The organism is Streptomyces sp. G45 (assembly GCF_049542095.1).
Lineage (GTDB): Bacteria > Actinomycetota > Actinomycetes > Streptomycetales > Streptomycetaceae > Streptomyces.
The window spans coordinates 4,885,117-4,907,831 of record NZ_JBMUZU010000001.1; the positions used below are offsets into that span (position 1 = coordinate 4,885,117).

The following is a 22,715-nucleotide window of genomic DNA, read 5'->3' on the forward strand; positions in this document are numbered from 1 at the left end:
AAGCCTCGATCCCCGAGTTCCGCTCGGGGATCGAGGCTTTTCTGCGTTCAGGCATTCAGGGGTGCTCACCCGGAGGGCGAGCACCCCTTTCGCATATCAGGTTCGCGTATCAGGACGGGCGTACCAGCTTCGTGTCGTACGCCAGAATCACCGCCTGCACCCGGTCGCGGGCGCCCGTCTTGGCGAGGATGCGGCCCACATGGGTCTTCACCGTGGACTCGGCGAGGTGCAGACGGGCGGAGATCTCCGCATTGGTCCAGCCCTGGCCGATGACGGTGAGGATCTGGCGCTCCCGGTCCGTGAGGGCGGACAGGCGGGGGTCTTGGGAGGGGTCCACGGTGGTCTCGGCCTCCGTACCGGTCGGCAGGTGGTCGGCGAAGGCGTCCAGGAGACGGCGGGTCAGGCGGGGTGCGACGACCGCGTCGCCCGTGGCGACCGCGCGGATGCCGGAGAGGAGTTCCTCCGGCAGGGCATCCTTGATGAGGAACCCCGAGGCGCCCGCGCGCAGGCCCGCGTACGCATACTCGTCCAGGTCGAACGTGGTGAGGATGAGGACCCGCGACGGGGAGCCGTCCGCGACGATCCGGCGGGTGGCCTCGATGCCGTCCAGGTCGGGCATGCGGATGTCCATCAGGACGACGTCCGGGCGCAGGGCCGCCGTCATGCGGACCGCGTCGGAGCCGTTGCCCGCCTCGCCCACCACCTTCATGTCGTCCTGGCTCTCCAGGAGCATGCGGAAGCCGAAGCGCTGGAGCGGCTGGTCGTCGACTATGAGGACGGTCGTCGTCACCGGGTGGATTCCTTGGGTCTCGGCAGCTGGAGGTGGACCCGCCAGCCGCCCTGCGGGGCGGGCAGCGGTCCGGCCTCAAGTGTGCCCGCGTACAGGGACGTTCGCTCACGCATCCCGGTCAGGCCGCGGCCCGTGCCGGAGGGCGGGGCGGGGGCGCCGACACCGGTGTCGGTGACCGTCACCGCCACGCCGTCCTCGTCGTCGTAGGACACCTCGACCGTGGCTGTCACCTGGGGGCCGCCGTGTTTCAGGGTGTTCGTCAGGGCCTCCTGGACCACGCGGTAGACGGTGAGCTGCTGGCCCTGGGGAAGGCCGTCGAGGCGGCCCCGCACGGTGGAGCGGACGGGCAGGCCCGCCGCGCGGACGCCGTCGATGAGCCGGTCCAGGTCGGCGAGCGCGGGCTGCGGCGTCAGATCGGCGGCGCCGGGGGTGTCCTCGCGCAGCACGTCGAGCAGTCGGCGCAGCTCCGCGAGGGCCTGGCGGCTGGTGGAGCCGATGGCGTCCAGGGCCTGCGCGGCGTGCTCGGGGGACTTGGCCGCCGCGTACTTGCCGCCGTCGGCGAGGCCCGTGATGACCGACAGGTTGTGGCCGATGATGTCGTGCATCTCGCGGGCGATGCGGGTGCGTTCGGCGGCCGCCGCGAGCTGGGCCTGCTGGTCGCGCTCCACCTCCAGCTGGCGGGCGCGCTCCACGAGGGCCGCCGTGTAGTCCTGCCGGGAGCGGACGGCGATGCCGAGGAGCGCCACGATCGCGTACGCCCACACCTGCGGGACGATCTGCTGGTCCCAACTGCCCCGCGGGTAGCGGACCGTGCCCACCACCAGCGGTACGAGCATCATGGCGCCCGCCCAGCCGAGGCGCCGCAGCGGCAGCCGCAGCGCGATGTTGAACAGGACGATCAGCTGGACCAGGGCGGCCTGGAGCATGGCGCCGGTGGCGCTGTTGACCGTGCCGAACGCCAGCATCACGGCGAGGACCGCCAGGGGGTGGCGGCGGCGCCACAGCAGCGGCACGGTGAGGCCCAGGCTCAGGTGGAAGACGAGCCAGTCGGGGACGTCCGTGTTGTGGGCGATGGTGCGCCAGCCGCCGCTCCCGTAGTCGACGATCGCGGCCGTCACGAAGAAGCCGGTCACCAGCAGGTCCCAGACCAGCGGGCGGCGCGTGTCGACGGCGCGCACCCGCTGGACCAGGCGCTGGACGTGCTGGGTGAGCGGGTGCTGGTCGGCCATCTCTCCCTTATACGGCACGGTGTGCGCCACGGCGGATCCGCGTCCGCTACACGTCACGGCGCTTCAGCAGCGCCGCCGCGGCGGCCAGGACGGCGGCCGCCCACACCGCCAGGGTGAGCAGGCCCACGCCCGGGGCGACCGTGTCGTCGACGCGGGCGATCGAACCGAGCGACGAGGCGGCCTGGGCGGGGAAGTACCGCAGGGCCGTCTCGACCGCGTCGAACGGCAGCGTCGTCAGGACCTCCGGCAGCACCAGGACGCACGCCACGAACGCGCCGATGGCGCCGGGCACCGACCGCAGCAGCGCGCCCAGGCCCAGCGCGATCAGGCTCATCAGGGTGATGCCCGCGGCGCTGCCCGCGAGGGCGCCGAGGACGCCGGAGTCGGTGAGGGCGAGTTCCTTGTCGGTGCCGTCGAGCCAGAACTGGGCGACGAGGAACGTGACGACGTTCGTGACGAAGGTGAAGGCGAACGCGACGGCGCCGAACACGGCGGCCTTCGACCACAGCACGGGCACCCGGCGCGGCACGGCGGTCAGCGAGGCGCGGACCAGGCCCGTCGCGTACTCGCCCGCGGTCACCAGGATGCCGAGGACGGCCAGGCAGATCTGGGAGAGCTGGGTGCCGAAGAGGACGAACACGACCGTGTCGACGTCGGAGTCGTCGCCGTCGTAGGTGGAGCCCATGGTGATGCCGACGGCGACGACGAGGGCGCTCGCCGTGAGCAGGGTGATCCAGGTGGTGCGCAGCGTCCACAGCTTGTGCCACTCGGAGCGCAGGACGCGGGCGGGGGTGACGCGGTAGGCGGCGGGCGTGCGGGGCGCGGCGGGCTCGGCGGGCTCGGCGGGCGCGGTGGACGCGGTGGGGGTGGGCGCGGTGGTCATGCCGCGGCTCCTTCCTGGGGCGCGGGCGTCATGGCGTACTCCACGGAGTCGTGCGTCAGGTCCATGAAGGCCTGCTCAAGGGACGCGGTCTGCGGGGTGAGTTCGAACAGGGGGATGGCGTGGGCGGCGGCGGTGCGGCCGATGTGCTCGGCGTCGGCGCCGCGGACGTCGAGGGTGCCGGGGGTGTCGCTGGTGACGGTGGTGCCGGGGCCCGCGAGCAGCTCGGCGAGGCGGGCCGCCTCGGGCGAGACGACCTTGACGGAGCCGGTGCCGGAGTCGCGGACGAAGCGTTCGACGGTCGTGTCGGCGAGGAGGCGGCCCCGGCCGACGATGATCAGGTGGTGGGCGGTGAGGGCCATCTCGCTCATCAGGTGCGAGGAGACCAGGACGGTACGGCCCTCGGCGGCCTGTGCCTTGAGGAGGTTGCGGATCCACAGGACGCCCTCCGGGTCGAGGCCGTTGACCGGCTCGTCCAGGATCAGCGTCGCCGGGTCGCCCAGCAGGGCCGCCGCGATGCCGAGGCGCTGGCCCATGCCGAGGGAGAAGCCCTTCACGCGGCGGCCCGCGACATCCCCGAGGCCCGTCAGGTCCAGGACCTCCTGGACGCGGGAGCGGGGGACACCGTGGGTGTGCGCCAGCGCCATCAGGTGGTGGTAGGCGGAGCGGCCCGGGTGGACGGCGCGGGCCTCCAGGAGCGCGCCCACCTCGGTGAGCGGGGCGGGGTGGCTCGCGTAGGCGCGGCCGCCGATGGTGCAGCGGCCGGAGGTGGGGGCGTCCAGGCCCACCAGCATGCGCATGGTGGTGGACTTGCCCGCGCCGTTGGGGCCGAGGAAGCCGGTGACCGTGCCGGGGTGGACCTCGAAGGTGAGGTCGTCGACGGCGGTCTTCGGGGTTTTGCCGCCGTAGCGCTTGGTGAGTGCGTGTGCCCGAATCATGGGTCGATCGTCGCCGGGGAGCGGGGGGTGGGGCGTCGGACTGGGGGGCCTTCCGGCGGGGGCGGGGTGGTACCGGGGTACGACGCCGCGCGGTGCTCCCCAGGCCTGTGCCGTCCCGGCTGCCTAAGATCGCTGTATGGGACACCTCATACGGACCGTGCGGGCTGACGAGTGGCGGCGGGTACGGGAGCTGCGGCTGGCCGCGCTGCGGGATCCCGCGGCGGGGGTCGCGTTCCTGGAGACGTACGAGAGGGCTGCCGCCCGGCCCGACGCGTACTGGAAGGACCGCACCGCCTCCGCCGCCGCGCGGGACGGGGCGATGCTCCAGTTCGTCGCGGAGGGGCCCGACGGCGCGTGGGCGGGCTCGGTGACCGCGCTCGTGGAGGAACCGGGGACGCCGACCCTGCTCGGCGCGCCCATCGACCGGCGGCAGGCGCACCTGGTGGGGGTGTACGTCCGCCCCGAGGCGCGCGGCACGGGCCTCACCGAGGACCTGTTCGACGCGGCGGTCACCTGGGCCTTCGCCCCCGACGGCGCCGCGGCCGAACGCGTACGGCTCTTCGTCCACCAGGACAACCCCCGAGCCGAGGCCTTCTACCGCAGATACGGCTTCACCCGCAGCGGCCAGCACGCCCCGGTACCGGACGATCCGGCCGCCCGGGAGTACGAGATGGTGCTGGACCGGGAAACTCCTTAAGGGGCCGGTGCGGGGAGCGCCCTTAAGGGGCGCGGGGAACTGCGCGAGCAACCACGGCGGAGCCGCGGGTGAGCGAGGGCGCGGCGGGCGCGGCTCGCGTGCTCGGGGCCGGTGCGGGGAGTGCCCTTAAGGGGCGCGGGGAACTGCGCGAGCAACCACGATGGTGCCGCGGGTGGGCGAGGGCATGGCGGCCGCGGCTCGCGTGCTCGGGGCCGGTGCGGGGAGTGCCCTTAAGGGGCGCGGGGAACTGCGCGAGCGACCACGGCGGAGCCGCAGGTGGGCGACGGCCCGAGTCACCCCGATGGCGCCGCAGGCAGGCGCGGTGGCGAGGTCAGCCCCGGAGTTCCTCGTGGGGCCACCGCGCCCGCCCCTGTTCGCGCGACCTCAGGAGTGCCAGCGTCGGCATCCCCCGGTCCGCCCCCGTGGCGAGCAGCTCCGGCACCTGCGGCAGCGGAGCCACCGCGGCGACGTCGTCCAGGACGAGCGTCATGGGCGGGTCGAGCCGACCGGACGGCGAACGCTCGGCCATGCGCCGCCCCCGCTCGACCACGCTGGAGGCGAGCGCCGTGAGCAGCGGCATCGCGCCGGGGTTCGCCTTGGGGTCCTCGATGGCCTCGCCGACCACGAACAGCGTGCCCCCTTCGTCGACGAAGGAGTCGAGCGCGAGGGCGTCCCCCGGTTCGGGGTGCAGGACTCCCGTACGTTCACCGTGAACAGCGCCGACAGGGCCCGCGCCGTCAGCTCCTGCGCGACGTCGCGGCGCTCGGTGTGCGCGGTGAGCGCGGACTCCAGCTCGCCCGCGGCGCCCGACGTCGCCTTCGGATGCGTACGCAGGATCCGCACCGCGTCCTGCACCTGCGTGCCCTGCGCCCAGCGGTGCACATGCTTGACGGAGCGGCCGTCCACGGCGGCGGCGTGCAGGAAGCTGCGCAGCAGGGTCTCGGCGGTGTCCGCGACGGCCGTGTCCAGCTTGGCGCTCGGTCTTATGGGGGCGAGGAGGGCGCGGGCGCGCTGGGCGGCCGTCGGGTTGTCCTCGCAGCCCGCGGTGGGAGACCAGTGGAGGCGGGCCGGGGTGTCGCACAGGTGCGAGGGGTCGTAGACGAGGACGGGGCCGAGCTTGGCGCGGGCGTCCTTGGTCTCCTCCCACAGGGTGGGGTCGGAGGTGACGATGAGGGCGGCCGACTCGGCGTCCGCGATGGCCTGGGCGGCCAGAGGGCGGCGGGTCTCGGGGGTGCCGAGGACCAAGGGGGTGCGGGGGGTGGGGACGGTGGGGGGCTTGGTGAGCGTGGGGGTGGGGGCCGGTGACGGCGGGGCGTCCGAGGCCGGGGCCGGGTCGGGGACCGTTTCGGCCGCGAGTGCGGCGGGCTGGGTGGCGGGGCGGCCGTCCGGCGGAGAGGCGCCCGGCGAAGAGGCGCCCGGCACCGGAGTGGGCCGTGCCCACCCCTCCCGCACGGGGGACGCCCGCCCACAGCTGGATCAGGCCCCTCAGGCTCCCGTTCCGCCACCTCCTGCTCCACGGCCCCGCGGCCCTGAGCCCGGTCCTGAGCCCGACCCTGAGCCCGCCGTGCTCGCCGCACCGCCCTGAACCGCGCCACCGTACCCAGCACGAAGATCGCCAGAACGATCAGCACCATCACCTGGCCGATGAAGAACCCCCACAGCAGGCCGTAGCCGGAGAGCTGGGCGCGGGGGGTGCGGGGCCAGGCGCCCGCGACGTCGTGGGGCTCCTGGACCAGGTGGCGCACGGCGGGCGGGGTGTTGGTGAAGGACACGTGGTCGGGCCAGGAGCCGTGCGCCCACCAACCGGCGATGCCCGTCGCCGACCACATGAGCACGACCATGCCGACCACGAACGCCAGGGCGCCGATGAGCAGTCCGTCCGGGACGCCGCCGCCCGCGCCGCGCCGGTCCTCGTGGCGAGGGTCCTGCCGCATGTCAGGCCACCGTCGACCGGGACGCCCCGGGGCCTTCGCCCATCTGCTGCTCCATGTACGCCGCCCTTTCCTCCGCCTCCCGTTCGGCCGCCGCCATCGGGTCGTCGGCGAGCAGGTCGCTCGCGGACTCCGTCATGGCGCGGTCGGTGAAGACCAGGGGGCGCTCGGTGTCGGTGACCAGGTGCTTCACGACCTGGACGTTGCCGTTGACGTCCCACACGGCGATGCCGGGGGTCAACGTGGGGATGATCTCGACGGCCCAGCGGGGCAGGCCGAGCACGCGGCCGGTGGCGCGGGCCTCGTCGGCCTTCTGGGCGTAGATGGTGCGGGTGGAGGCCATCTTCAGGATGGCCGCCGCCTCCTTGGCCGCCGCGCCGTCCACGACGTCCGAGAGGTGGTGGACCACCGCCACGAAGGACAGGCCGAGGCGTCGGCCGAACTTCAGCAGGCGCTGGAACAGCTGCGCCACGAAGGGCGAGTTGATGATGTGCCAGGCCTCCTCGACGAGGAAGATGCGCTTCTTCCGGTCGGGGCGGATCCAGGTGTGCTCCAGCCAGACGCCGACGATCGCCATGAGGATCGGCATGGCGATGGAGTTGCGGTCGATGTGCGACAGGTCGAAGACGATGAGCGGCGCGTCCAGGTCGATGCCGACCGTCGTCGGGCCGTCGAACATGCCGCGCAGGTCGCCGTCGACCAGGCGGTCGAGGACGAGCGCGACGTCCAGGCCCCAGGCCCGTACGTCGTCTATGTCGACGTTCATCGCCTCGGCGGACTCCGGCTCGGGGTGGCGCAGCTGCTCGACGATGTCGGTGAGGACGGGCTGGCGCTCGACGATGGTCTCGTTCACATACGCGTGCGCGACCTTCAGGGCGAAGCCGGAGCGCTCGTCGAGGCCGTGGCCCATGGCCACCTCGATGATGGTGCGCAGCAGCGCGAGCTGGCCGGTGGTGGTGATCGCCGGGTCCAGCGGGTTCAGGCGGATGCCCATGTCGAGGGCGGCCGTCGGGTCGAGCCGGATGGGCGTTATGCCCAGCTCCTGCGCGATCAGGTTCCACTCGCCGACGCCGTCCTCGCCCTGGGCGTCGAGGACGACGACCTGGCGGTCCTTGAAGCGGAGCTGGCGCAGGACGTACGTCTTCTCCAGGGCGGACTTGCCGTTGCCGGACTCGCCGAGGACCAGCCAGTGCGGGGCGGGGAGCTGCTGGCCGTACAGCTGGAACGGGTCGTAGATGTACCCCTTGCCGGAGTACACCTCGCGGCCGATGATCACGCCGGAGTCGCCGAGGCCGGGCGCGGCCGTCGGCAGGTAGACCGCCTGGGCCTGGCCCGTGGACGTGCGCACCGGCAGGCGCGTCGTCTCGACCTTCCCGAAGAGGAAGGACGTGAACGCGTCCGTGAGGACGGTCAGCGGGTCCCGCATGGCACCTTCACACCCTTACGCCTCGGACCGGTGGCCCGCGCCGCCGCAGCGGTCACCGTCACCATCACCGTCGTCGTGGCCGTCGTCGTGGCCGTCATCGTCGTCAACGCCGGATGCCGGTCGCGAACGGCAGTGTGTTCACGAACGCCCTGTGGTGCTCGCGGTCGCACCACTCCAGCTTCAGATAGGACTTCCCCGCGGACGCCCTGATCGTGCGCTTGTCACGTGCCAGAGCCTCCGGGGAGCGGGACGACACGGTGATGTAGCCGACGAGGTTCACTCCGGCGGCGCCGCTCGCCAGGTCCTCGCCGCGCTGGTCGAGGCGGGAGTGGGAGGCGATGTCGCGGGGGTCGACGGTGCGGTTCATCTTGGCCTGGCGGCTGGCCTCCGCCTCGTCGTTGGTCTTCTCCGTGAGCATCCGCTCGATGGCGACCTCGGTGGGCTCCAGGTCCATGGTGACGGCGACGGTGCGGATGACGTCCGGGGTGTGGACGAGCAGCGGCGCGAGGAAGTTCACGCCGACGGGCGTCATCGGCCACTCCTTGATCCAGGCCGTGGCGTGGCACCAGGGGGCGCGGGTGGCGGACTCGCGGGTCTTCGCCTGGAGGTAGGTGGGCTCCACCGCGTCCAGCTCGGCGGGCCAGGCGTTGCGTTTCGTCATCGCCTGGATGTGGTCGATGGGGTGGTCCGGGTCGTACATGGAGTGGATGAGCGAGGCGAGGCGGCCCTGGCCGAGGGGCTGGCGCACCCGGATGTCGGCCTCCTGGAGGCGCGAGCAGATGTCGGTCAGCTCGCGGGCCATGACGACGGCGAGTCCGGCGTCGCGGTCGAGCTTCCGGCCGCCCTGCGGGCGCGCGGCGCGGGCCATGGCCTGGGCCTCGGCGGCCAGGTCGCGGGAGTAGTGCATGCAGGCGACCAGGTAGGCGCGGTGCTGCTCGCTGCTGGTGGAGACCATCGACTGGAGCTGGTCGTAGCTGTGCTGGAGCCAGGGCAGGGCGCGGTCGTCGCCGCGGGCGGTGACGTCCTTGGCGTGCGCGTCGGGGTCGGCGGGCAGCGTGCGGGCCAGCATCTGAAGGCGCGTCACGAAGCCGTCGCCGTTGGCGACGTGCTTGAGGAGCGTGCCGAAGCGGTCGACCAGCGCCTCCTGGTCCTCGCTGTCGCGCAGGCCGACGCCGGGGCCCTCGATCTCGATGGCGGCGGTGACGGTGCGCCGGTCGGCGTGGAGCAGTACGGCGATCTCGTCGGGGCCGAAGGGCGCGGCGAGCCAGCTGATGCGGCCGATGCCGGGCGGCGGGCCGATCTCGATCTCGCGCCCGTCGAGGCGTACGCCCGCCTCGGCGGCGGCCGAGCGGTAGGTGGTGCCGCGCCGCAGGGACCGCTTGTAGCTGCGGTTGATCTCGAACCACTTGTAGAACGTGCGGCCCTTGTACGGCAGGTACACCGCGGCGATCGCGAGCAGCGGGAAGCCCATGAGCAGCACGATGCGCAGCGCGAGGAACGGGATGAGGATGCCGCACATCATGCCGAGGAAGGCGCCGCCGATGATCAGGGCGATCTCGCCGGTCTCGCGGTTGCGGCCGATGACGGCGTTCGGCCGGGCGCGGCCGATCAGATAGGTGCGGCGGGGCGTGACCGGTGGGGACACATGGGACTGGGTCGTCACCGCCCTTCACCTCCTGTGCTGTTGGTACTGCCGCCGCGGTCGCCCGCGTGCGGGGTGTTGGACGGGCTGGTACGGGGTGGGGGAGCGGCGGAGGGGACAGTTCCGCCGCCGTTCTGGGCGGGGCCCGGCTGCCGGTGGGCGTGCGAGGACAGGCCGCTGCCGACGGCGTGGGCCGCGGCGGGCTGCGGCGGGGTGTCGCCGCCGCCCGCCTTGCCGCCGCCCGCCTTGCCGCCCGGGCGGGCGCTGTGGGTGCGGATGCCCTGGGCGACCCAGGCGGCGGGGGAGTTCAGGGCGGTGGCGGCGCGGTTCTCGGCGCCCCGCATCAGGCGGTTGTTGCGGGTGGCCATGATGTCGTCGCCGAAGCCCGGGATGAAGCGGTAGATGGAGGCGCTGGCGAAGATGGCGAGCAGGATGACGGAGAGCCCGGAGACGACGGCGGACAGCGAGTCCGGCCCGTCCTCGCCCTGGAGCGCCCCGGCGACGCCGAGCACGATCACGATGATGGGCTTCACCAGGATGATCGCGACCATCAGCCCGGCCCAGCGGCGGATGCGGCCCCAGGTGTTCTTGTCGACGAGCCCCGAGTACACGACGGTGCCGAGGAGCGCGCCGACGTAGAGCATGGCGGCGCGGATCACCAGTTCGAGGCAGAGGATGCCCGCGGCGGCGATCGACACGGCGGACACGACGATCAGCATGATGGGGCCGCCGCCGATGTCCGTGCCCTTGTCGAGGGCCTGCGAGAACGTGCCGAAGAACTGGTCGGTCTCGCCGCCGACGGATTTGGCGAGCACCTCGGAGATCCCGTCGGTCGCGGACACGACGGTGGACAGGATCAGCGGGGTGAACGCCGATGCGAGCACCGTCAGCCACAGGAACCCGATGGCCTCCGACAGCGCGGTCAGCAGCGGCACGCCGCGCACGGCGCGCTTGGTGACCGCGAGCAGCCACACGATGAGCGTGAGCACGGTCGACGCCGCGAACACCACGGCGTACTGCTGGAGGAACTTCTGGTTGGTGAAGTCCACCGCGGCGGTGTCGTTCACGTACTCCGTGAGCTTGTTGACGATCCAGGACGCGGCGTCACCGAAGCCGCGGGCGAGCGAGGTCAGCGGGTCCAACTCGGACAGCGCCCCGCTGTCGGGGGACTTGGGGGTGCCTCCGCCGCCACCGCCGCCGCGGTCGCCCTGCTCGCAGTACTTCTTGGCGGGGCCGTGGATCAGTTCGCAGGGGTTGTCGGGATCGGCGGTGGCCCGGGCCGCGTGGAGGAGCACCACGGTCTGTACGGCGGCGAGGACCGCGCCGAGCCTGAGTACGGAGCGACGACTACCGGGCATAGGTGAACCCTCCGTACCCTTCGACGGCCTTGGCGATCTCGTCGGAGCCGGACGCGCGGTCGTCGCCCGGGACCGGGGCGGGACCGTCCTTCTGGGAGTGCGTGGTGATCTTCCAGTCGCCGTCGACCCACACCAGCTTCATGGTGATGGTGAACCAGCTGCTGGTGACGGGCTTGGTGGAGTTCTCGCCCGCGAGCCCGAGCAGGCCGCCGCACCAGGTCTCCACGGTAGCCTTGCCGCCGGAGAAGGCGGTGACCTTGGTGCCGATCGGGCTGGTGCGGGAGACGAACTGGTAGCCGCTCGGGGTGGAGCCGTCCTTGTTCAGACCCACCTTCGTGAAGAAGTCCGCGGTGTACGCCTTGTCGAGGGACTCCTTGAACCGGCCGACGCTGGCGGGCGCCATGATGGCCCCCAGGATGCCCTCGCGCTTGTCCTTGTCGAACATCTCGGCGGAGCCGAGTGCCACCGCGTAGTTCGCGGCCGCGCTCTGCACCCCCTGCTCGGTCTTCGCGTACCCCCCGGAATCCCCCCGTTCTTCCCGCTCACCGGTCGCTCCCCGGAGGGGGCGGTGGGGGCGGCCTGTGCGCCCTTGCCGCCCCCGCGGCCTTCGTCGCCGTCGGACGACGAGTCGTCCTGGTTGGCGAAGGCGATGGCCGCGATGAGCAGGACGACGACGCCCACGACGGTGATGAGGCTGCGCGAGGACGAGCGTCCGCCGCGGCCCGGTCTGCGGCCGTCCTCGCTGTGCGGAAGCCGTGTCCGGGTCTCGCCGGTGCCGCCGAAGAGGTCATCGTCATCGCTCATGCCGGGCACGTCCCCTCAACCTCTTCCTTGACCGCGACCGCCGAGTCCGCCAGGTGCGCCAGGTACGACGGTAGCCGTGCTGGTTCCCGCGCGGGCGCGGTGTGGTGACTCGACATCAGGGAGTTGCTACCTCAGCCGGTGGGCATGACGGACGGGGGGAGTCGGGGGTCAGACCGCCATGCCGTACACGATGGTGAACAGCGTGCCGAGCGAGCCGATGATGAAGACGCCGGTCAGCCCGGCGATGATCAGGCCTTTGCCCTGCTCCGCGCTGAACGTGTCGCGCAGCGCGGTCGCGCCGATGCGCTGCTTGGCCGCTCCCCAGATCGCGATCCCCAGGCACAGCAGGATGGCGACGGCCATCACGACCTCGATCATCACGCGCGCCTCGTTGCCCAGGCTCCCGAAGGGACCCCAGTCGGGGGCGATCCCACCGATGATGGTGGTGATGTCGCCCTTCTCGGCTGCCATAAGCATGTGTAACTCACCGCCCCTAGTGGGTTGTTCGTGCACCTCTGCCCACCTCTGTCTGCCGCAGACAGAGGACGGTGCTCATTGTCGCCGACAATCGGGCCGGAGCGTGCCGCGTTGACGCCATTTCGTTGGCCGACTTCGTACGTTTCGTCGTACGCGACCCGCGTAGCCGTGCCGCGTGGTGCGCGGAACGGCGTACGAAGGAACGTATGGTCACTCTGTGTATCACGCGACTAGACGCCGGGCAATGAATGCCCGGCGTGGCCTCTGACGTCGATTCAGGCACCCCTGGGGGCGGGCGGTCGGACGGGGTGTCAGGTCCGCGGGCCGATGCCGCCGAGGTCGCCGATGCCGCCGCTGACGACGTAGGTGCAGTCGGTGTAGCGGTAGCCGCTCTGCACGCGGGCGCCGTCGCTGTGGTCGCGGACCAGGCCGCTGCCGCTGGTGCCGCGCTTGTAGAGGAAGTGGTACTCGCCGGGCGGCAGCCGCAGCGTGCGCTGCGGGTAGCTCCTGCCGCTGGCCTTGCAGGCCTTGGCCTTGCCCTCGGTCTTGCTGCGGTACGTCGAGCAGCCCGCGCACGCGCCGAGCCTGACGCTGCCGGTGGCCGGCCCGGTGAACAGGACCTCGACGGCGCTCGGCCCGTCGTTCTTGACCACGAACTCCTGGCCGGAGCCGGGTCCGCGCTGCGCGGGCAGCCTCCGGCCCGCCTGGGGGCGGTCGGCGGCGACCTCGGCGGCGATGGCGATGGTCCGGGCGCGGTCGCGCCTGCCGCTCTTCGGGTAGTCCTTGGCGAAGTCCCTGAGCTGCCGGGCGGCCTCGCTGAAGCGGCCGTCCTCGAACCGGTCGACGCCGCAGGCGTACGCGCCGGACTCCACGGCGTCGTCGGCGCGGGACTCCAGGGAGGCGCCGGTGCGGTCGGGCAGGGAGCGGGCGATGGGGCCGAGGCTCTTGAGCCGTTCGGTGGCCCGGCAGGGCTCGGCGCCCCGGAGCGCGGACCGCTGCTCGTCGATGGCGACGCGGAGGGCGGGGACGACCTTCGCGGCGGCTGCGGAGCGCGGGAAGGTCTCGGTCAGCTCCAGGAAGTCGCTGCCGTCGCCCTGGGCGAGCTTGGTGGTGCCGCACTCGTACAGGGATGTGGCGAGCCGGTCGTCGGGCCAGGTGGCGAGGCGGCCGAGGCGGTCCTTGCCGACGCTGCCGGGCAGGGTGCGCAGGTACTTCAGGGGGGCGATCGCCGAGCAGTACTGCCGGTCGGAGTACGGGGCGGCCACGGACTCGTAGTACGCGCGGAGGCGGTCGGGGACGCGGTCGGCGGCCCGGGAGCCGCCGTGGTCGTCGAGGAGGCGGCGGTAGATGCCGAGGGCGGTGCGGTAGTCGCTCTGGGCCTCGGTGAAGGGGCGGCCGTCCTGCCGCTTGACGAGGGCGTCGGCGGTGTCGAGCCGGTCGAGCAGCATGTCCTCGACGGCCTCGTCCTGCGCGGCCTCGTAGGCGAAGGCGCCGGAGGCCGGGACGGCGAGCAGCAGCACGCCGAGCCCGGCGGCGAGCGGCGCGCGCAGCCGGGGCCAGCCGATGGCGGTGCGGCGGGCGCGGCGGGCGGCGTCGGCGGCGGCGAGCACGAGGAGTGCCCCGTAGCCGATGAGGACGCCGCCGGGGACGCCGTCGACGTCGGCGGGCAGGGCGATCACGAGCAGCCCGGCGGTCGCCGCCCAGCACACGAGGGCGGGCAGCCAGGCGCGCAGCAGCAGATAGCCGAGGCCGAGCCCGGTGAGGTTGAGCAGCGCGGCGGCGACGCCCCGCAGAGGCTCGGGCGGCGCGGGCTCGGGGCGGGGTCCGGCGACCGGGGGTTCGAGCAGCTCCGGGGGGCCGAAGGGGGTGGCGGGCGGGGCCGCGGGGGGCTGGTGCGGCGGCGGAGGGGCGGTGTACGCGGGCGGCGGGTAGCCGGGCGGGGCGGGCTGGGCGGCGGGAGCTGCCGGGGGTGCGGGCTGCGCCGGGGGCGCGGGCTGGCGGGGGTCCCGGGCGGGCGGGGGCGGTGGCGTGGGTGTGGGCGGGGGCCAGGCGGAGGGCGGTGGGCCGAAGGCGCCGGGCTGGGCGCCTGCCTGGTCGCTGGGCGTGCTTCCGGGCTGGCCCTCTGCCTGGGCGCCGGGCGGGCCCCCGGCCTGCTGCTCCCCGGCCCGCCGCTCAGCGGGCGCGCCGCCGTGGGCGTCCTCGGGCTCGCCTCTGTGCTCGTCTCTGGGTTCGTTGGACCCCACCGGCGGCTTCCCCCAGCCGTAGAACAACGTAGAACGTAGATCGCCGAACGAAACAACCGAAGTACCCGAAGTGCCTGAAGCACCCGAAGTGCCCGAGGTACCCGAAGCACCCGGAGAAGCGGAGCGCGGCGTCTCCCCAGACGCCCGGCTCCCGCAACTCCCTTACGGTCCGGCAACGCTATCGCTCCGTCCATCACCCGTGACGGTCTGCTTCCGGCCTCCTTGCGACGGTTTTCCGCCGCTCCTGGGCACGTCCCCGTCAGCGGGCGCCGTCCAGCCGCCGGTGCAAGACGAGGGACCCGCCGCTCGTCGGCGACGTCACCGACCGCGCCTGGGTGCGCCCCGCCTCCGCGCCCACCCGCCTCTGCCCTAGTCGTCGCCGTCCGCGTCGTGCCGGTCGCCCAGCAGCGGCGGGCGGAGGGACAGAGCGAGACCGGCCGCGAACAGGGTGGCGGCGCAGGCCGCCGCGAGCGGGGCGCGCCCGTCGTGCAGCGGCCAGGCCCACCACGCGGGGTGGGCGCCGCCGCCGAGCGAGGCCGCGGCGAACGGCAGGAAGGCCGTCACGGCCGTGGCCAGCCGCGGTGCCGACAGCCAGCGCAGGATCAGGGCGAAGCCCAGGTACCCGGCGAGATTGCGGGCGAGCGCGACGGAGTCCGGCACGACGGGTGAGGCGAGCAGCAGCGCACCGACGGTGCCGATGGCGGCACCGGAGTCCAGCAGCCGTACGGGCCGTGCGGCGACGCTCTCGGAGAGGCGGTCGGCCCGTGCCTGGCCGTGCAGGATGAGGAGGGCGGGCAGCAGGGGAACGAGGTAGCGGAAGGGCAGGCCGCCCGCGAGACCGCCCACGAGGGAGGGCACCGGCACGCTGGAGGTGGGGAGGAGGGCCGCCGTGCAGCAGACGACGGCGAGCGAGACGACGAGCGCGGGTACGCTCCGGACGCGCAGCCACCAGATCACGCGGCATCACCGGTGAACGCCTTGGGGCTCAGCTTCGGCTCGCGGTCGCAGCGGGTGAGTGCGGCGCGGTTGATGTCGTACCAGCGCTGTTGCGCGCGCGGCGGGAGTTCCCGCACGGCGCGGACGAGGGCGAGCGTCCTGCCGCCGTCGTCGAACCGCTGGGCGACGTCGGACTCGCGGGCACCCGCCGTCCATTCCAGCCAGGCGGCCACGGGGCCGTACGCGGACTCGCCCGCCCAGGGGCGGCGTTCGGCGCACGCCGGTGGCGAGGACGGCATCAGGGCGCTGACGAAGGAGGCGGCGACGTCGGCACGGGTGGGGCGGGAGAAGGTCGGCGTGTACGTCTTGGGCAGCGGCACTCCCGCCGTCCGCAGGCGCGCGGAGCTCTGGCCGACCCAGGTGCGGAACTTCTCGGCGTCGTCGGCCTGTTCCGGCCACAGGCACACCCGCGGGGCGGCGCCGGTACAGGTGAGGGCGGCGGTGTCGCGGCTCTTCGTCGGGTCGAAGCCGAGCGGGTCCACGAGGGGGACGGCGACGAGCACGGCGAGGGCCAGCGGCAGCAGCCCCGCGAGCCGGGTGGTCCAGGCGCGGGCGGCGACGGCGACGACCGCCGCGATGAGCAGCCCGGTGGCGACCAGGGCGGGGGCGACGAGGGCGCGGGGATCGAGGGTGCGGTCGTAGGCGCAGCACTCGGTGAGGTTCGTGCCGTTGAGTTGGCGCAGCCAGAACGGCTCGAAGGCGACGGGGTACGACAGCCACAGGAACGTGGCCACGGCGACCGCCGGGACCGCGAGCACTCCGGGGAACAGCCAGCCGGCGGCGTACCCGACCGCCGTGTACGCGACGAGGAGCAGACACAGCAGGCCGACGACGCGGAGATCCGGTCCCGTCGGGCCGCCGGTCGCCCGCCCGGCCACGCACGCCAGCGCCCACAGCACGCAGGCGAGCCCGACGCCCCCCACCACGCGGAGCTGTGCGAGCGCCACCACCAGGGGGGTGCGGGCAGCCGCTCCGGAGGCGAGGCGCGAGCGCTTGAGGCGGGCCCCCTCCCACGCCCCGGCGGCGGCGCACAGCGAGACCGGGATGATGCCGACCGACGTGATCTGCGCGGTCGCGGCCTCCCAGTACCGGTCCGTGACGGGGAAGTCGGGCTGGTGGGCGAACACCCACATCCACAGGCAGACGGGCAGCAGCCCCCACACCGCCCCCGAGGTACGCAGCAGCGCGCGCCAGGGCATCGTCAGACCTCCCCGCGCACGAAACCGGCGTACGCCGCCTCGGCGAGGCGTCCCGGCGCGGCGTCCGGGGGCGCCGCGCCCAGGAAGTCGGGCACCGACCCCTGGAAGCGGACCGTCCCCCGGTCGAGCACCACCACGGAGTCGAAGATCTCGGCGAGGTCCTCGGTCTGGTGGGTGGACACGACGAAGCTCGTCTCGGGCGCGAGGTCGGCGAGCAGGTCCCGGAACACCCCGCGCTGATGGGGGTCGAGCCCGGCCGTCGGTTCGTCCAGGAGGACGACCTCGGCCTGGTGGACGAGGGTCTGGGCGATGCCGAGGCGCCTCAACTGGCCCCCGGACAACTGCCGTCCCGTCCGGCCGGACAGCTCGCCCAGGCCCACCCTGTGCAGGGCGGGCCCGGCCGCGTCCCAGGCGGCCCGCCGGGACATGCCCTTCAGCCACCCCGCGTACGCGACCTGCTCGCGCAGCCGCAGCCCGGCCACGGGGCGCACCTGCTGCGGCAGCCAGCCGACCCGGCGCCGGTACTCCTTGGTGCGCGCGGGGGAGTCGGGCGTGAGCCCGCGCAGGCTCACCCGCCCCTTCTGGGGTGTGAGCGCCGTCGCGGCGATGCCGAGCAGGGTCGACTTCCCGGCGCCGTTGGGCCCGAGCAGCACGGTGCAGCCCGGGTCGAGGGTGAGGGAGAGCCGGTTGAGTACGGTGCCGCCGCGCCGGTAGCCGAACGTGCAGCGGGATATGTCCAGAGTCATGGGGCCTCGTGAAGCGAAGCCGGGGGCGGCCCCGCGCCGCGGGGCCGCCCCCGGTCGGGGGATCAGCGTGCGGAGATCACCAGGAGGTCACCAGGAGATCTTGACCGTCTTGACGGAGATCACGTAACCGGCCCCGTGGTACTTGAAGTAGTAGTCACCGGCGGTCTTCATCGTGCCCCAGTTGCTGGTGTTGCACGTGTTGAGCTTCTTGCCGTAGCTCGGGTCGGGGGCGAGGGACTTGGCCCGGTAGAGGCTGAGGTTCGCCTTGAAGCCGCTGGACTGGTCCGAGTCGCAGCCCTTGAACTGGACCTTGGTGGCGTTGCCGTCCTTGTGGCCGTCGTGCCAGCGGCTGGACTCCTGGTCGAACTTCCAGCCCTGGATGTACGACGTCCGGCTGCCCTCGGCGTGTGCGGGTACGCTGCCTGCCAGCGTGGCGGCGGCCGCGAGGGCGATGACGGCCCCGGTCCGCTTCCGGAACGTGCTTCCCATTCTCGTCACCGTGAGTCCTCCAACGTGGTGATCGGTGGCGGTGGTCGCGCCGTGTTGCCGCACGGCGAGCCACGTGTGTGATGCCCGGTCTCTGGCCATTTGCGCTGGTCAGAGGCCGGGCATCACTTTTGATCACGAAGGTGGCGGGGTCAAACCGGTGAGCGGGCGCGACCATCTGAACGTAACGTTCCGCTTTTACGCGGCGTGGGCGGCGCATGCCGTGCACACGAGGATTGCGGCCGCTTTGGCGGATCTTGAGGGATAACTCGTTACTCTGCGTTGTTTTATAACGATCCGTTACAACCGGTGAACCCGCGCCGACGCGGGCGCGCGTCCGGGCTCGGCGGGAAACGCCTGTGAGCTGGGCGCTCAGAGGCCCCTCGTCAGGGGCCCCGCCTCTACACTGAGCGCGGTGGACTGCCGGGTGGCGAGGGGTGGTTGACGGTGCGTAAGGCGTGGCTGCTCGCTTCTTTGGCGTTCGGGGGGTCGCTGGGGTTCATCGGGTTGCTGGTGCTGGGCACGTTCATCGCCGCGGGGAGCCTCGCGGGTGGGGGCGGTGGTGGGTCCGTGGGGCTCGCCAAGGGGGCGGTGCCCGCCTCGTACCAGCCGCTGGTGCAGAAGTGGGGCAACCTCTGCAAGGCCATCAACCCGGCGCTGCTCGCCGCGCAGCTCTACCAGGAGAGCGGCTTCAACCCGCGCGCGAAGAGCCCGGCCGCGGCGCAGGGCATAGCGCAGTTCATCCCGGGCACGTGGGCGACGCACGGCGTCGACGGGGACGGCGACGGGGACCGGGACGTGTGGGACCCGAAGGACGCCATCCCGTCGGCGGCCTCGTACGACTGCAAGCTCGCCCAGTACGTGAAGGACGCGCCCGGCGACCCGACCAAGAACATGCTCGCCGCGTACAACGCGGGCGCGTACGCCGTGATCAAGTACGGGGGCGTGCCGCCGTACCGCGAGACGCAGAACTACGTGCGCATCATCACGACCCTGGAGAAGAGCTTCGCGCGGCCGCTCGGCCGGGTGCGGCCCTCGCAGCAGGCGGCGGGCGCCATCTACTACGCGCAGAAGAAGCTCGGCACCAAGTACCTGTGGGGCGGGAACGGGACGCCCGAGCAGGGCGGCCGGTTCGACTGCTCGGGGCTCACGCTCGCCGCGTACCGCAGCGTCGGGGTCGACCTGCCGCGCGTCGCCAACGACCAGTACAACGCGGGGCCGCACCCCAAGCGCGACGAGCTGCTCCCCGGCGACCTCGTCTTCTTCTCCGACGACCTGAGCAACCCGCGGGCCATCCGGCACGTCGGGATCTACGTGGGCGGCGGGTACATGATCGACGCGCCGCGCCCGGGAGCGGTGATCCGCTTCGACCCCATTGACACCCCTGACTACTTCGGTGCCACCCGTGTCACGGAAGATGGCGCAAAAGCGCTGCCCGCGAAGCCCCCGAAGAAGCGGGTGGAGCGGCCCGCGGAGGAGCCGTCGGACAGGCCCTCGGACAGGCCCTCGGGCGGGGCGTCCGACGGGCCGTCGGGGGAGCCCGCGGAGCGGCCTTCCGGCGATCCCTCGGGTGATCCCGCCGGGGAGCCCTCCGGCAGGCCCTCGGGTCGGCCCCCCGGAGAGCCGTCCGCCGACCCCGACGGACCCGGCGCGGACCCCGGCACCGAGGTGTGACCGCCCGGCGGAGCGGAGGCGTGCGCCCGGCGCGCGCGCCGTGTGGTCTGGCTTGAACTCTGCGCCAAAGCACCCCCCTGAGCTGCGGTGATGAGTCTCTCTTCGATAACGTCTGAGTGATCTTTCGGTGGAGAGTGGAACGTAGTGAAGGGGACCGCGCGTTCCTTTGACTGGTACGGCACGGACCACGGGGGTTGGTGGCAGGGCGCGCGGCGGAGCGCGCTCATGAGCGATGAGGACAAGGGGCCGCGGCACCATGGCTGGACTCGATGAATCCGGGTCGAACCCCGACGTCAGCCTGCTCTACGACATCAACGGCCTCGCCGAGGACTCCCCGCGCTGGTTCGCCCGCGCCATGGAGTTCGTCGGCGAGTACGGCATCCTGCTCGCCCTCGTCCTGCTCGTGCTCTGGTGCTGGTGGGGCGCGCGGAAGCGCGGCACCCTCGACGACGCCGCGACGTCCGTCGCCGCCGTCGTGTGGGCACCGCTCGCCGCCGCCCTCGCCGTCCTGGTGAACGTGCCGATACGCGGCTTCGTGGAGCGCCCCCGCCCCTTCGTCGACCACCAGGACCTCGACGTCCTCGTCAAGGGCAAGACCGACTACTCCTTCGTCAGCGACCACGCCACGCTCGCCATGGCCATCGGCGTCGGCCTGTTCGTCGCGAACCGCAGGTTCGGCATCGCCGGGATCGCCCTCGCCGTCGCCGAGGGCTTCTGCCGGGTCTTCATGGGCGTGCACTACCCGACCGACGTCGTCGGCGGCTTCGCGCTCGGCACGGCCGTGGCGCTGCTGCTCTCGCCGCTCGCCATGGCGCTGCTCACGCCGCTCACCAAGGCGGTGGGGCGCTCCGCGAGGGGCTCTGGCCTCGTGTGGCGCCGGGCGCGTGGGGCGGCGCCGGTCGCGGCGCTTCCGGAGCCGGAGTCCGCGGGGTCGGACGAGAAGGACCTCGCGGCGTAGACGCGTCCGGGGCGGCGCAGTGCCCACCGCGCATGGCCGCGCGGCGGAGCGCCCGCCGCAGCCGGGCGGCGCCCCTCGCTATGTGTGGGTTCATGCCCCCAGGCCAGCGGGCCGACGGGTGCGGGGCCACCCGGGAGCCGGTCCGGTGCGGCCGATCGGGTTCCGGGGAGGGCCGTCCGGGTGCCCCGGGTGCCCCAGGTGCTCGGGAGGCCGTCGCTACAGGGCCTGCGGGAAGGTGAAGAACCGCGTCGGGTCGTACGTCTTCTTGACCTTCTTCAGCCGGGGCGCCGCCTGGCCGTAGTACGCCTCGCGCCAGTTGGTCAGGCTCGCGTCCGTGTAGTTCTGGTACGCCGCCCCGGACGCGTACCGCCGCATCGCGCCGTGCGCCGACGCCAGCCACGCCTGCGAAGTGGTGCCGGAGGTGCCCGCGCGCCACGACACGATGTACTGGGCCAGCATCCGCGAGCGCCGGTGCACGAACGCGGTGGCCGTCGGGTCGACCCGGTTCACGGCGCCGCCGAGCGCGGTCAGGGCGACGCTGCCCGCGGTGCCGCGGGCGCCGCGCACATTCTCGACCTGGTTGAGCAGCGCGCGGATCCCGGCCGCCGACAGCGAGCGGTCGAAGAAGTCCGAGCGGGCCGCGTACGTCTCCCGGCCGAGCGCGCCGCTCGGGGTGCGGCCCGGCGTCGTACCCGGCAGGTGGCACTGGGCGTCCGACGCGAACGACGCGCAGCCCGCGTACACCTCCATCGCCTGCTCGTAGCTCCGCCGCTTCAGGGAGACGCTGCGGGCCGAGGAGCCCGCCTTGTCGGCGAGCCGGTCCACCGCGTTCTGCAGGCCGCCGTACGTGCCGAGCGAGAACGCGGCGACGGAGATGGTCGGCGTGCCGCCGGGCACCGCCGCGAGGTGCAGCGACGACCAGATCTCGTCCGGCTGCGCCGGGCCCCACTCCTGCCACGCCTTCAGCACGGCCGCGGCCTTCGACCACGGCCAGGTCAGGTACGCCGACACGGCCTGCGGCGCCGGGTGCGTGCGGAACGTCAGCTCCGTGACGACGCCGAAGTTGCCGTTGCCCGCGCCGCGCAGCGCCCAGAAGAGGTCCTTGTGCCGCGACTTGTCGGCGGTGATCAGCTTGCCGTCCGCGGTGACCAGGGTCGCGGAGGTGAGGCTGTCGCAGGTCAGGCCGTACGCGCGGGAGACCACGCCGTGGCCGCCGCCCAGCGTCAGGCCGCTGATGCCGACCGTCGGGCAGGAGCCCGCGGGGATCGTGACGCCCTTCGCGGCCAGGGAGCGGTAGACGTCGATGAGCTTGGCGCCGCCGCCGATGGTGGCGGTCCGGCCGCTGGCGCGGACGCGGTTGAGCTTCGACACGTCGACGACGAGCCTGCCGGTGCCGGAGGACCAGCCCGCGTAGGAGTGGCCGCCGTTGCGGATCGCCACGCGTATGTCGTGCGCGCGGGCGTAGGCGAGCGTGGTGCGGATGTCGTCGGGGTGCGCGACGTACGCGACGGCGGTGGGCTTCAGGTCGTCGAAGCGGGTGTTGTAGAGCTGGCGGGCGGTGGCCCACGCGGCCTCGTTCGGGCGGACCAGCGTGCCGTCCAGGTCCCTGGCCAGGGCGGCGAGGCTGGCGGGGGCGGTGGCCGCGGCGGTCTTCAGGGGCGTGGTACGGGTCGCCGCGCGGGCTGTGCCGGTGGGGCTGGTGCCGCCCTTGGGGCCGCCGTTGGTGCCGCTGGTGCAGGCGGCGGTGGCTGCCGCCGCCAGTGCGGTTGCCGCGCCGATGAACGTACGTCGTTGCATGGAACCCTCCCGTTGCTTCCCGCCCAACGAGACGGCCCCGCGCCGCGCGGGGTTCCCCCTCGGGGGCCCCTTGCCCACCCGCCCGTTTCCCCCTGGCTGCGCGGGACCGCCCCTCGTGGGGGTTGCCCACCGTCGGCGTCTGCCACTCCGTGGGTGGTTGCCTTTCCCACCCGCCCGCCCGTTACCCCCCAGCTGCGCGAGGTGGGCGCTCCTGGCGGGGGTTGCCCGCCGTCGGCGTCTGCCGGTCCGTGGGTGGGTGAAGGCAAGGCCGTCAGGAGGGCGCGTCCTCCTGGAGGGCGTGGGCGGTGGCGTCCGTACGGGCCTTGCTGCGGGCCCGCCGCGCGGGCCCCCGCCAGCCGCACGTACAGCGCGCGGCGCAGAAGCGGCCGTTCTCGACGGTGGAGGTCCGATGCGTGACTTCGGGCGATCGCGACTCGGGCACAC

The 22,715-nt window shown here is 73.2% G+C and carries 17 protein-coding genes and 3 pseudogenes; 3 read left to right on the plus strand and 17 right to left on the minus strand.

The window, feature by feature from the left end:
• Positions 1-109: 109 nt before the first annotated feature.
• The 4 genes from ACOBQU_RS20420 to ACOBQU_RS20435 are packed head-to-tail and all read right to left on the minus strand — an operon-like array spanning position 110 to position 3,837.
• Positions 110-790 (minus strand): response regulator, encoded by a 681-nt coding sequence (locus ACOBQU_RS20420; RefSeq protein ID WP_423628760.1) that lies wholly within the window; start codon positions 788-790, stop codon positions 110-112.
• Complete coding sequence (locus tag ACOBQU_RS20425; protein WP_423628761.1) at positions 787-2,019, minus strand: sensor histidine kinase; 1,233 nt, start codon at positions 2,017-2,019, stop codon at positions 787-789. Before ACOBQU_RS20425 ends, ACOBQU_RS20420 begins: the two co-directional genes overlap by 4 nt.
• Positions 2,020-2,065: 46 nt before the next feature.
• Positions 2,066-2,902, minus strand: a complete 837-nt coding sequence (locus ACOBQU_RS20430) for an ABC transporter permease (protein WP_423628762.1) — start codon at positions 2,900-2,902, stop codon at positions 2,066-2,068.
• On the minus strand, positions 2,899-3,837 hold the full coding sequence (locus ACOBQU_RS20435; protein WP_423628763.1) for an ATP-binding cassette domain-containing protein: 939 nt from the start codon (positions 3,835-3,837) through the stop codon (positions 2,899-2,901). Before ACOBQU_RS20435 ends, ACOBQU_RS20430 begins: the two co-directional genes overlap by 4 nt.
• Positions 3,838-3,973: 136 nt before the next feature.
• Between ACOBQU_RS20435 and ACOBQU_RS20440 the strand changes: the two genes are divergently transcribed.
• The gene (locus tag ACOBQU_RS20440; RefSeq protein ID WP_423628764.1) at positions 3,974-4,534 is read left to right on the plus strand and encodes a GNAT family N-acetyltransferase; all 561 of its coding nucleotides are present in this window, start codon (positions 3,974-3,976) and stop codon (positions 4,532-4,534) included.
• Between the two features lie 331 nt (positions 4,535-4,865).
• Here the strand turns inward: ACOBQU_RS20440 and ACOBQU_RS20445 are convergent.
• The 11 genes and pseudogenes from ACOBQU_RS20445 to ACOBQU_RS20495 form a co-directional block, all read right to left on the minus strand.
• Positions 4,866-6,468: pseudogene (locus tag ACOBQU_RS20445) on the minus strand (type IV secretory system conjugative DNA transfer family protein).
• Position 6,469: 1 nt separating this feature from the next.
• Positions 6,470-7,891, minus strand: coding sequence for an ATP-binding protein (locus ACOBQU_RS20450; protein ID WP_423628765.1), 1,422 nt, complete (start codon positions 7,889-7,891; stop codon positions 6,470-6,472).
• A gap of 103 nt (positions 7,892-7,994) precedes the next feature.
• Complete coding sequence (locus tag ACOBQU_RS20455; protein ID WP_423628766.1) at positions 7,995-9,554, minus strand: SCO6880 family protein; 1,560 nt, start codon at positions 9,552-9,554, stop codon at positions 7,995-7,997.
• Positions 9,551-10,891: a hypothetical protein gene (locus ACOBQU_RS20460; protein WP_423628767.1), complete on the minus strand. Its 1,341-nt coding sequence runs from the start codon at positions 10,889-10,891 to the stop codon at positions 9,551-9,553. Before ACOBQU_RS20460 ends, ACOBQU_RS20455 begins: the two co-directional genes overlap by 4 nt.
• Positions 10,881-11,695, minus strand: a pseudogene (locus ACOBQU_RS20465) (hypothetical protein). The gene ACOBQU_RS20460 and the pseudogene ACOBQU_RS20465 overlap by 11 nt, the downstream one beginning before the upstream one ends.
• Before the next feature lie 168 nt (positions 11,696-11,863).
• Positions 11,864-12,172, minus strand: coding sequence for a hypothetical protein (locus ACOBQU_RS20470; RefSeq protein ID WP_030689133.1), 309 nt, complete (start codon positions 12,170-12,172; stop codon positions 11,864-11,866).
• A gap of 311 nt (positions 12,173-12,483) precedes the next feature.
• Complete coding sequence (locus ACOBQU_RS20475; protein WP_423628768.1) at positions 12,484-14,415, minus strand: hypothetical protein; 1,932 nt, start codon at positions 14,413-14,415, stop codon at positions 12,484-12,486.
• A 369-nt stretch (positions 14,416-14,784) separates the two neighbouring features.
• The gene (locus tag ACOBQU_RS20480) at positions 14,785-15,372 is read right to left on the minus strand and encodes a hypothetical protein (protein ID WP_423628769.1); all 588 of its coding nucleotides are present in this window, start codon (positions 15,370-15,372) and stop codon (positions 14,785-14,787) included.
• The gene (locus tag ACOBQU_RS20485) at positions 15,369-16,610 is read right to left on the minus strand and encodes a DUF7224 domain-containing protein (RefSeq protein WP_423628770.1); all 1,242 of its coding nucleotides are present in this window, start codon (positions 16,608-16,610) and stop codon (positions 15,369-15,371) included. The genes ACOBQU_RS20480 and ACOBQU_RS20485 overlap by 4 nt, the downstream gene beginning before the upstream one ends.
• A gap of 2 nt (positions 16,611-16,612) precedes the next feature.
• Complete coding sequence (locus tag ACOBQU_RS20490) at positions 16,613-17,356, minus strand: ATP-binding cassette domain-containing protein (protein ID WP_423628771.1); 744 nt, start codon at positions 17,354-17,356, stop codon at positions 16,613-16,615.
• Positions 17,357-17,443: 87 nt separating this feature from the next.
• A complete protein-coding gene (locus ACOBQU_RS20495; protein WP_423628772.1) occupies positions 17,444-17,845 on the minus strand; it encodes a hypothetical protein in 402 nt (133 codons plus the stop codon).
• Between the two features lie 444 nt (positions 17,846-18,289).
• On the opposite strand from ACOBQU_RS20495, the pseudogene ACOBQU_RS20500 reads away from it, so the two are divergent.
• Positions 18,290-19,279 (plus strand): annotated as a pseudogene (locus ACOBQU_RS20500) (NlpC/P60 family protein); the annotation flags it as partial.
• Positions 19,280-19,772: 493 nt separating this feature from the next.
• Positions 19,773-20,474, plus strand: coding sequence for a phosphatase PAP2 family protein (locus ACOBQU_RS20505; protein ID WP_423628773.1), 702 nt, complete (start codon positions 19,773-19,775; stop codon positions 20,472-20,474).
• A gap of 216 nt (positions 20,475-20,690) precedes the next feature.
• On the opposite strand, the gene ACOBQU_RS20510 is transcribed toward ACOBQU_RS20505, so the two are convergent.
• Both ACOBQU_RS20510 and ACOBQU_RS20515 read right to left on the minus strand, forming a co-directional pair.
• Positions 20,691-22,271: an FAD-binding oxidoreductase gene (locus tag ACOBQU_RS20510; protein WP_423628774.1), complete on the minus strand. Its 1,581-nt coding sequence runs from the start codon at positions 22,269-22,271 to the stop codon at positions 20,691-20,693.
• A gap of 271 nt (positions 22,272-22,542) precedes the next feature.
• Positions 22,543-22,713, minus strand: a complete 171-nt coding sequence (locus tag ACOBQU_RS20515) for a hypothetical protein (RefSeq protein ID WP_423628775.1) — start codon at positions 22,711-22,713, stop codon at positions 22,543-22,545.
• Positions 22,714-22,715 lie beyond the last annotated feature (2 nt).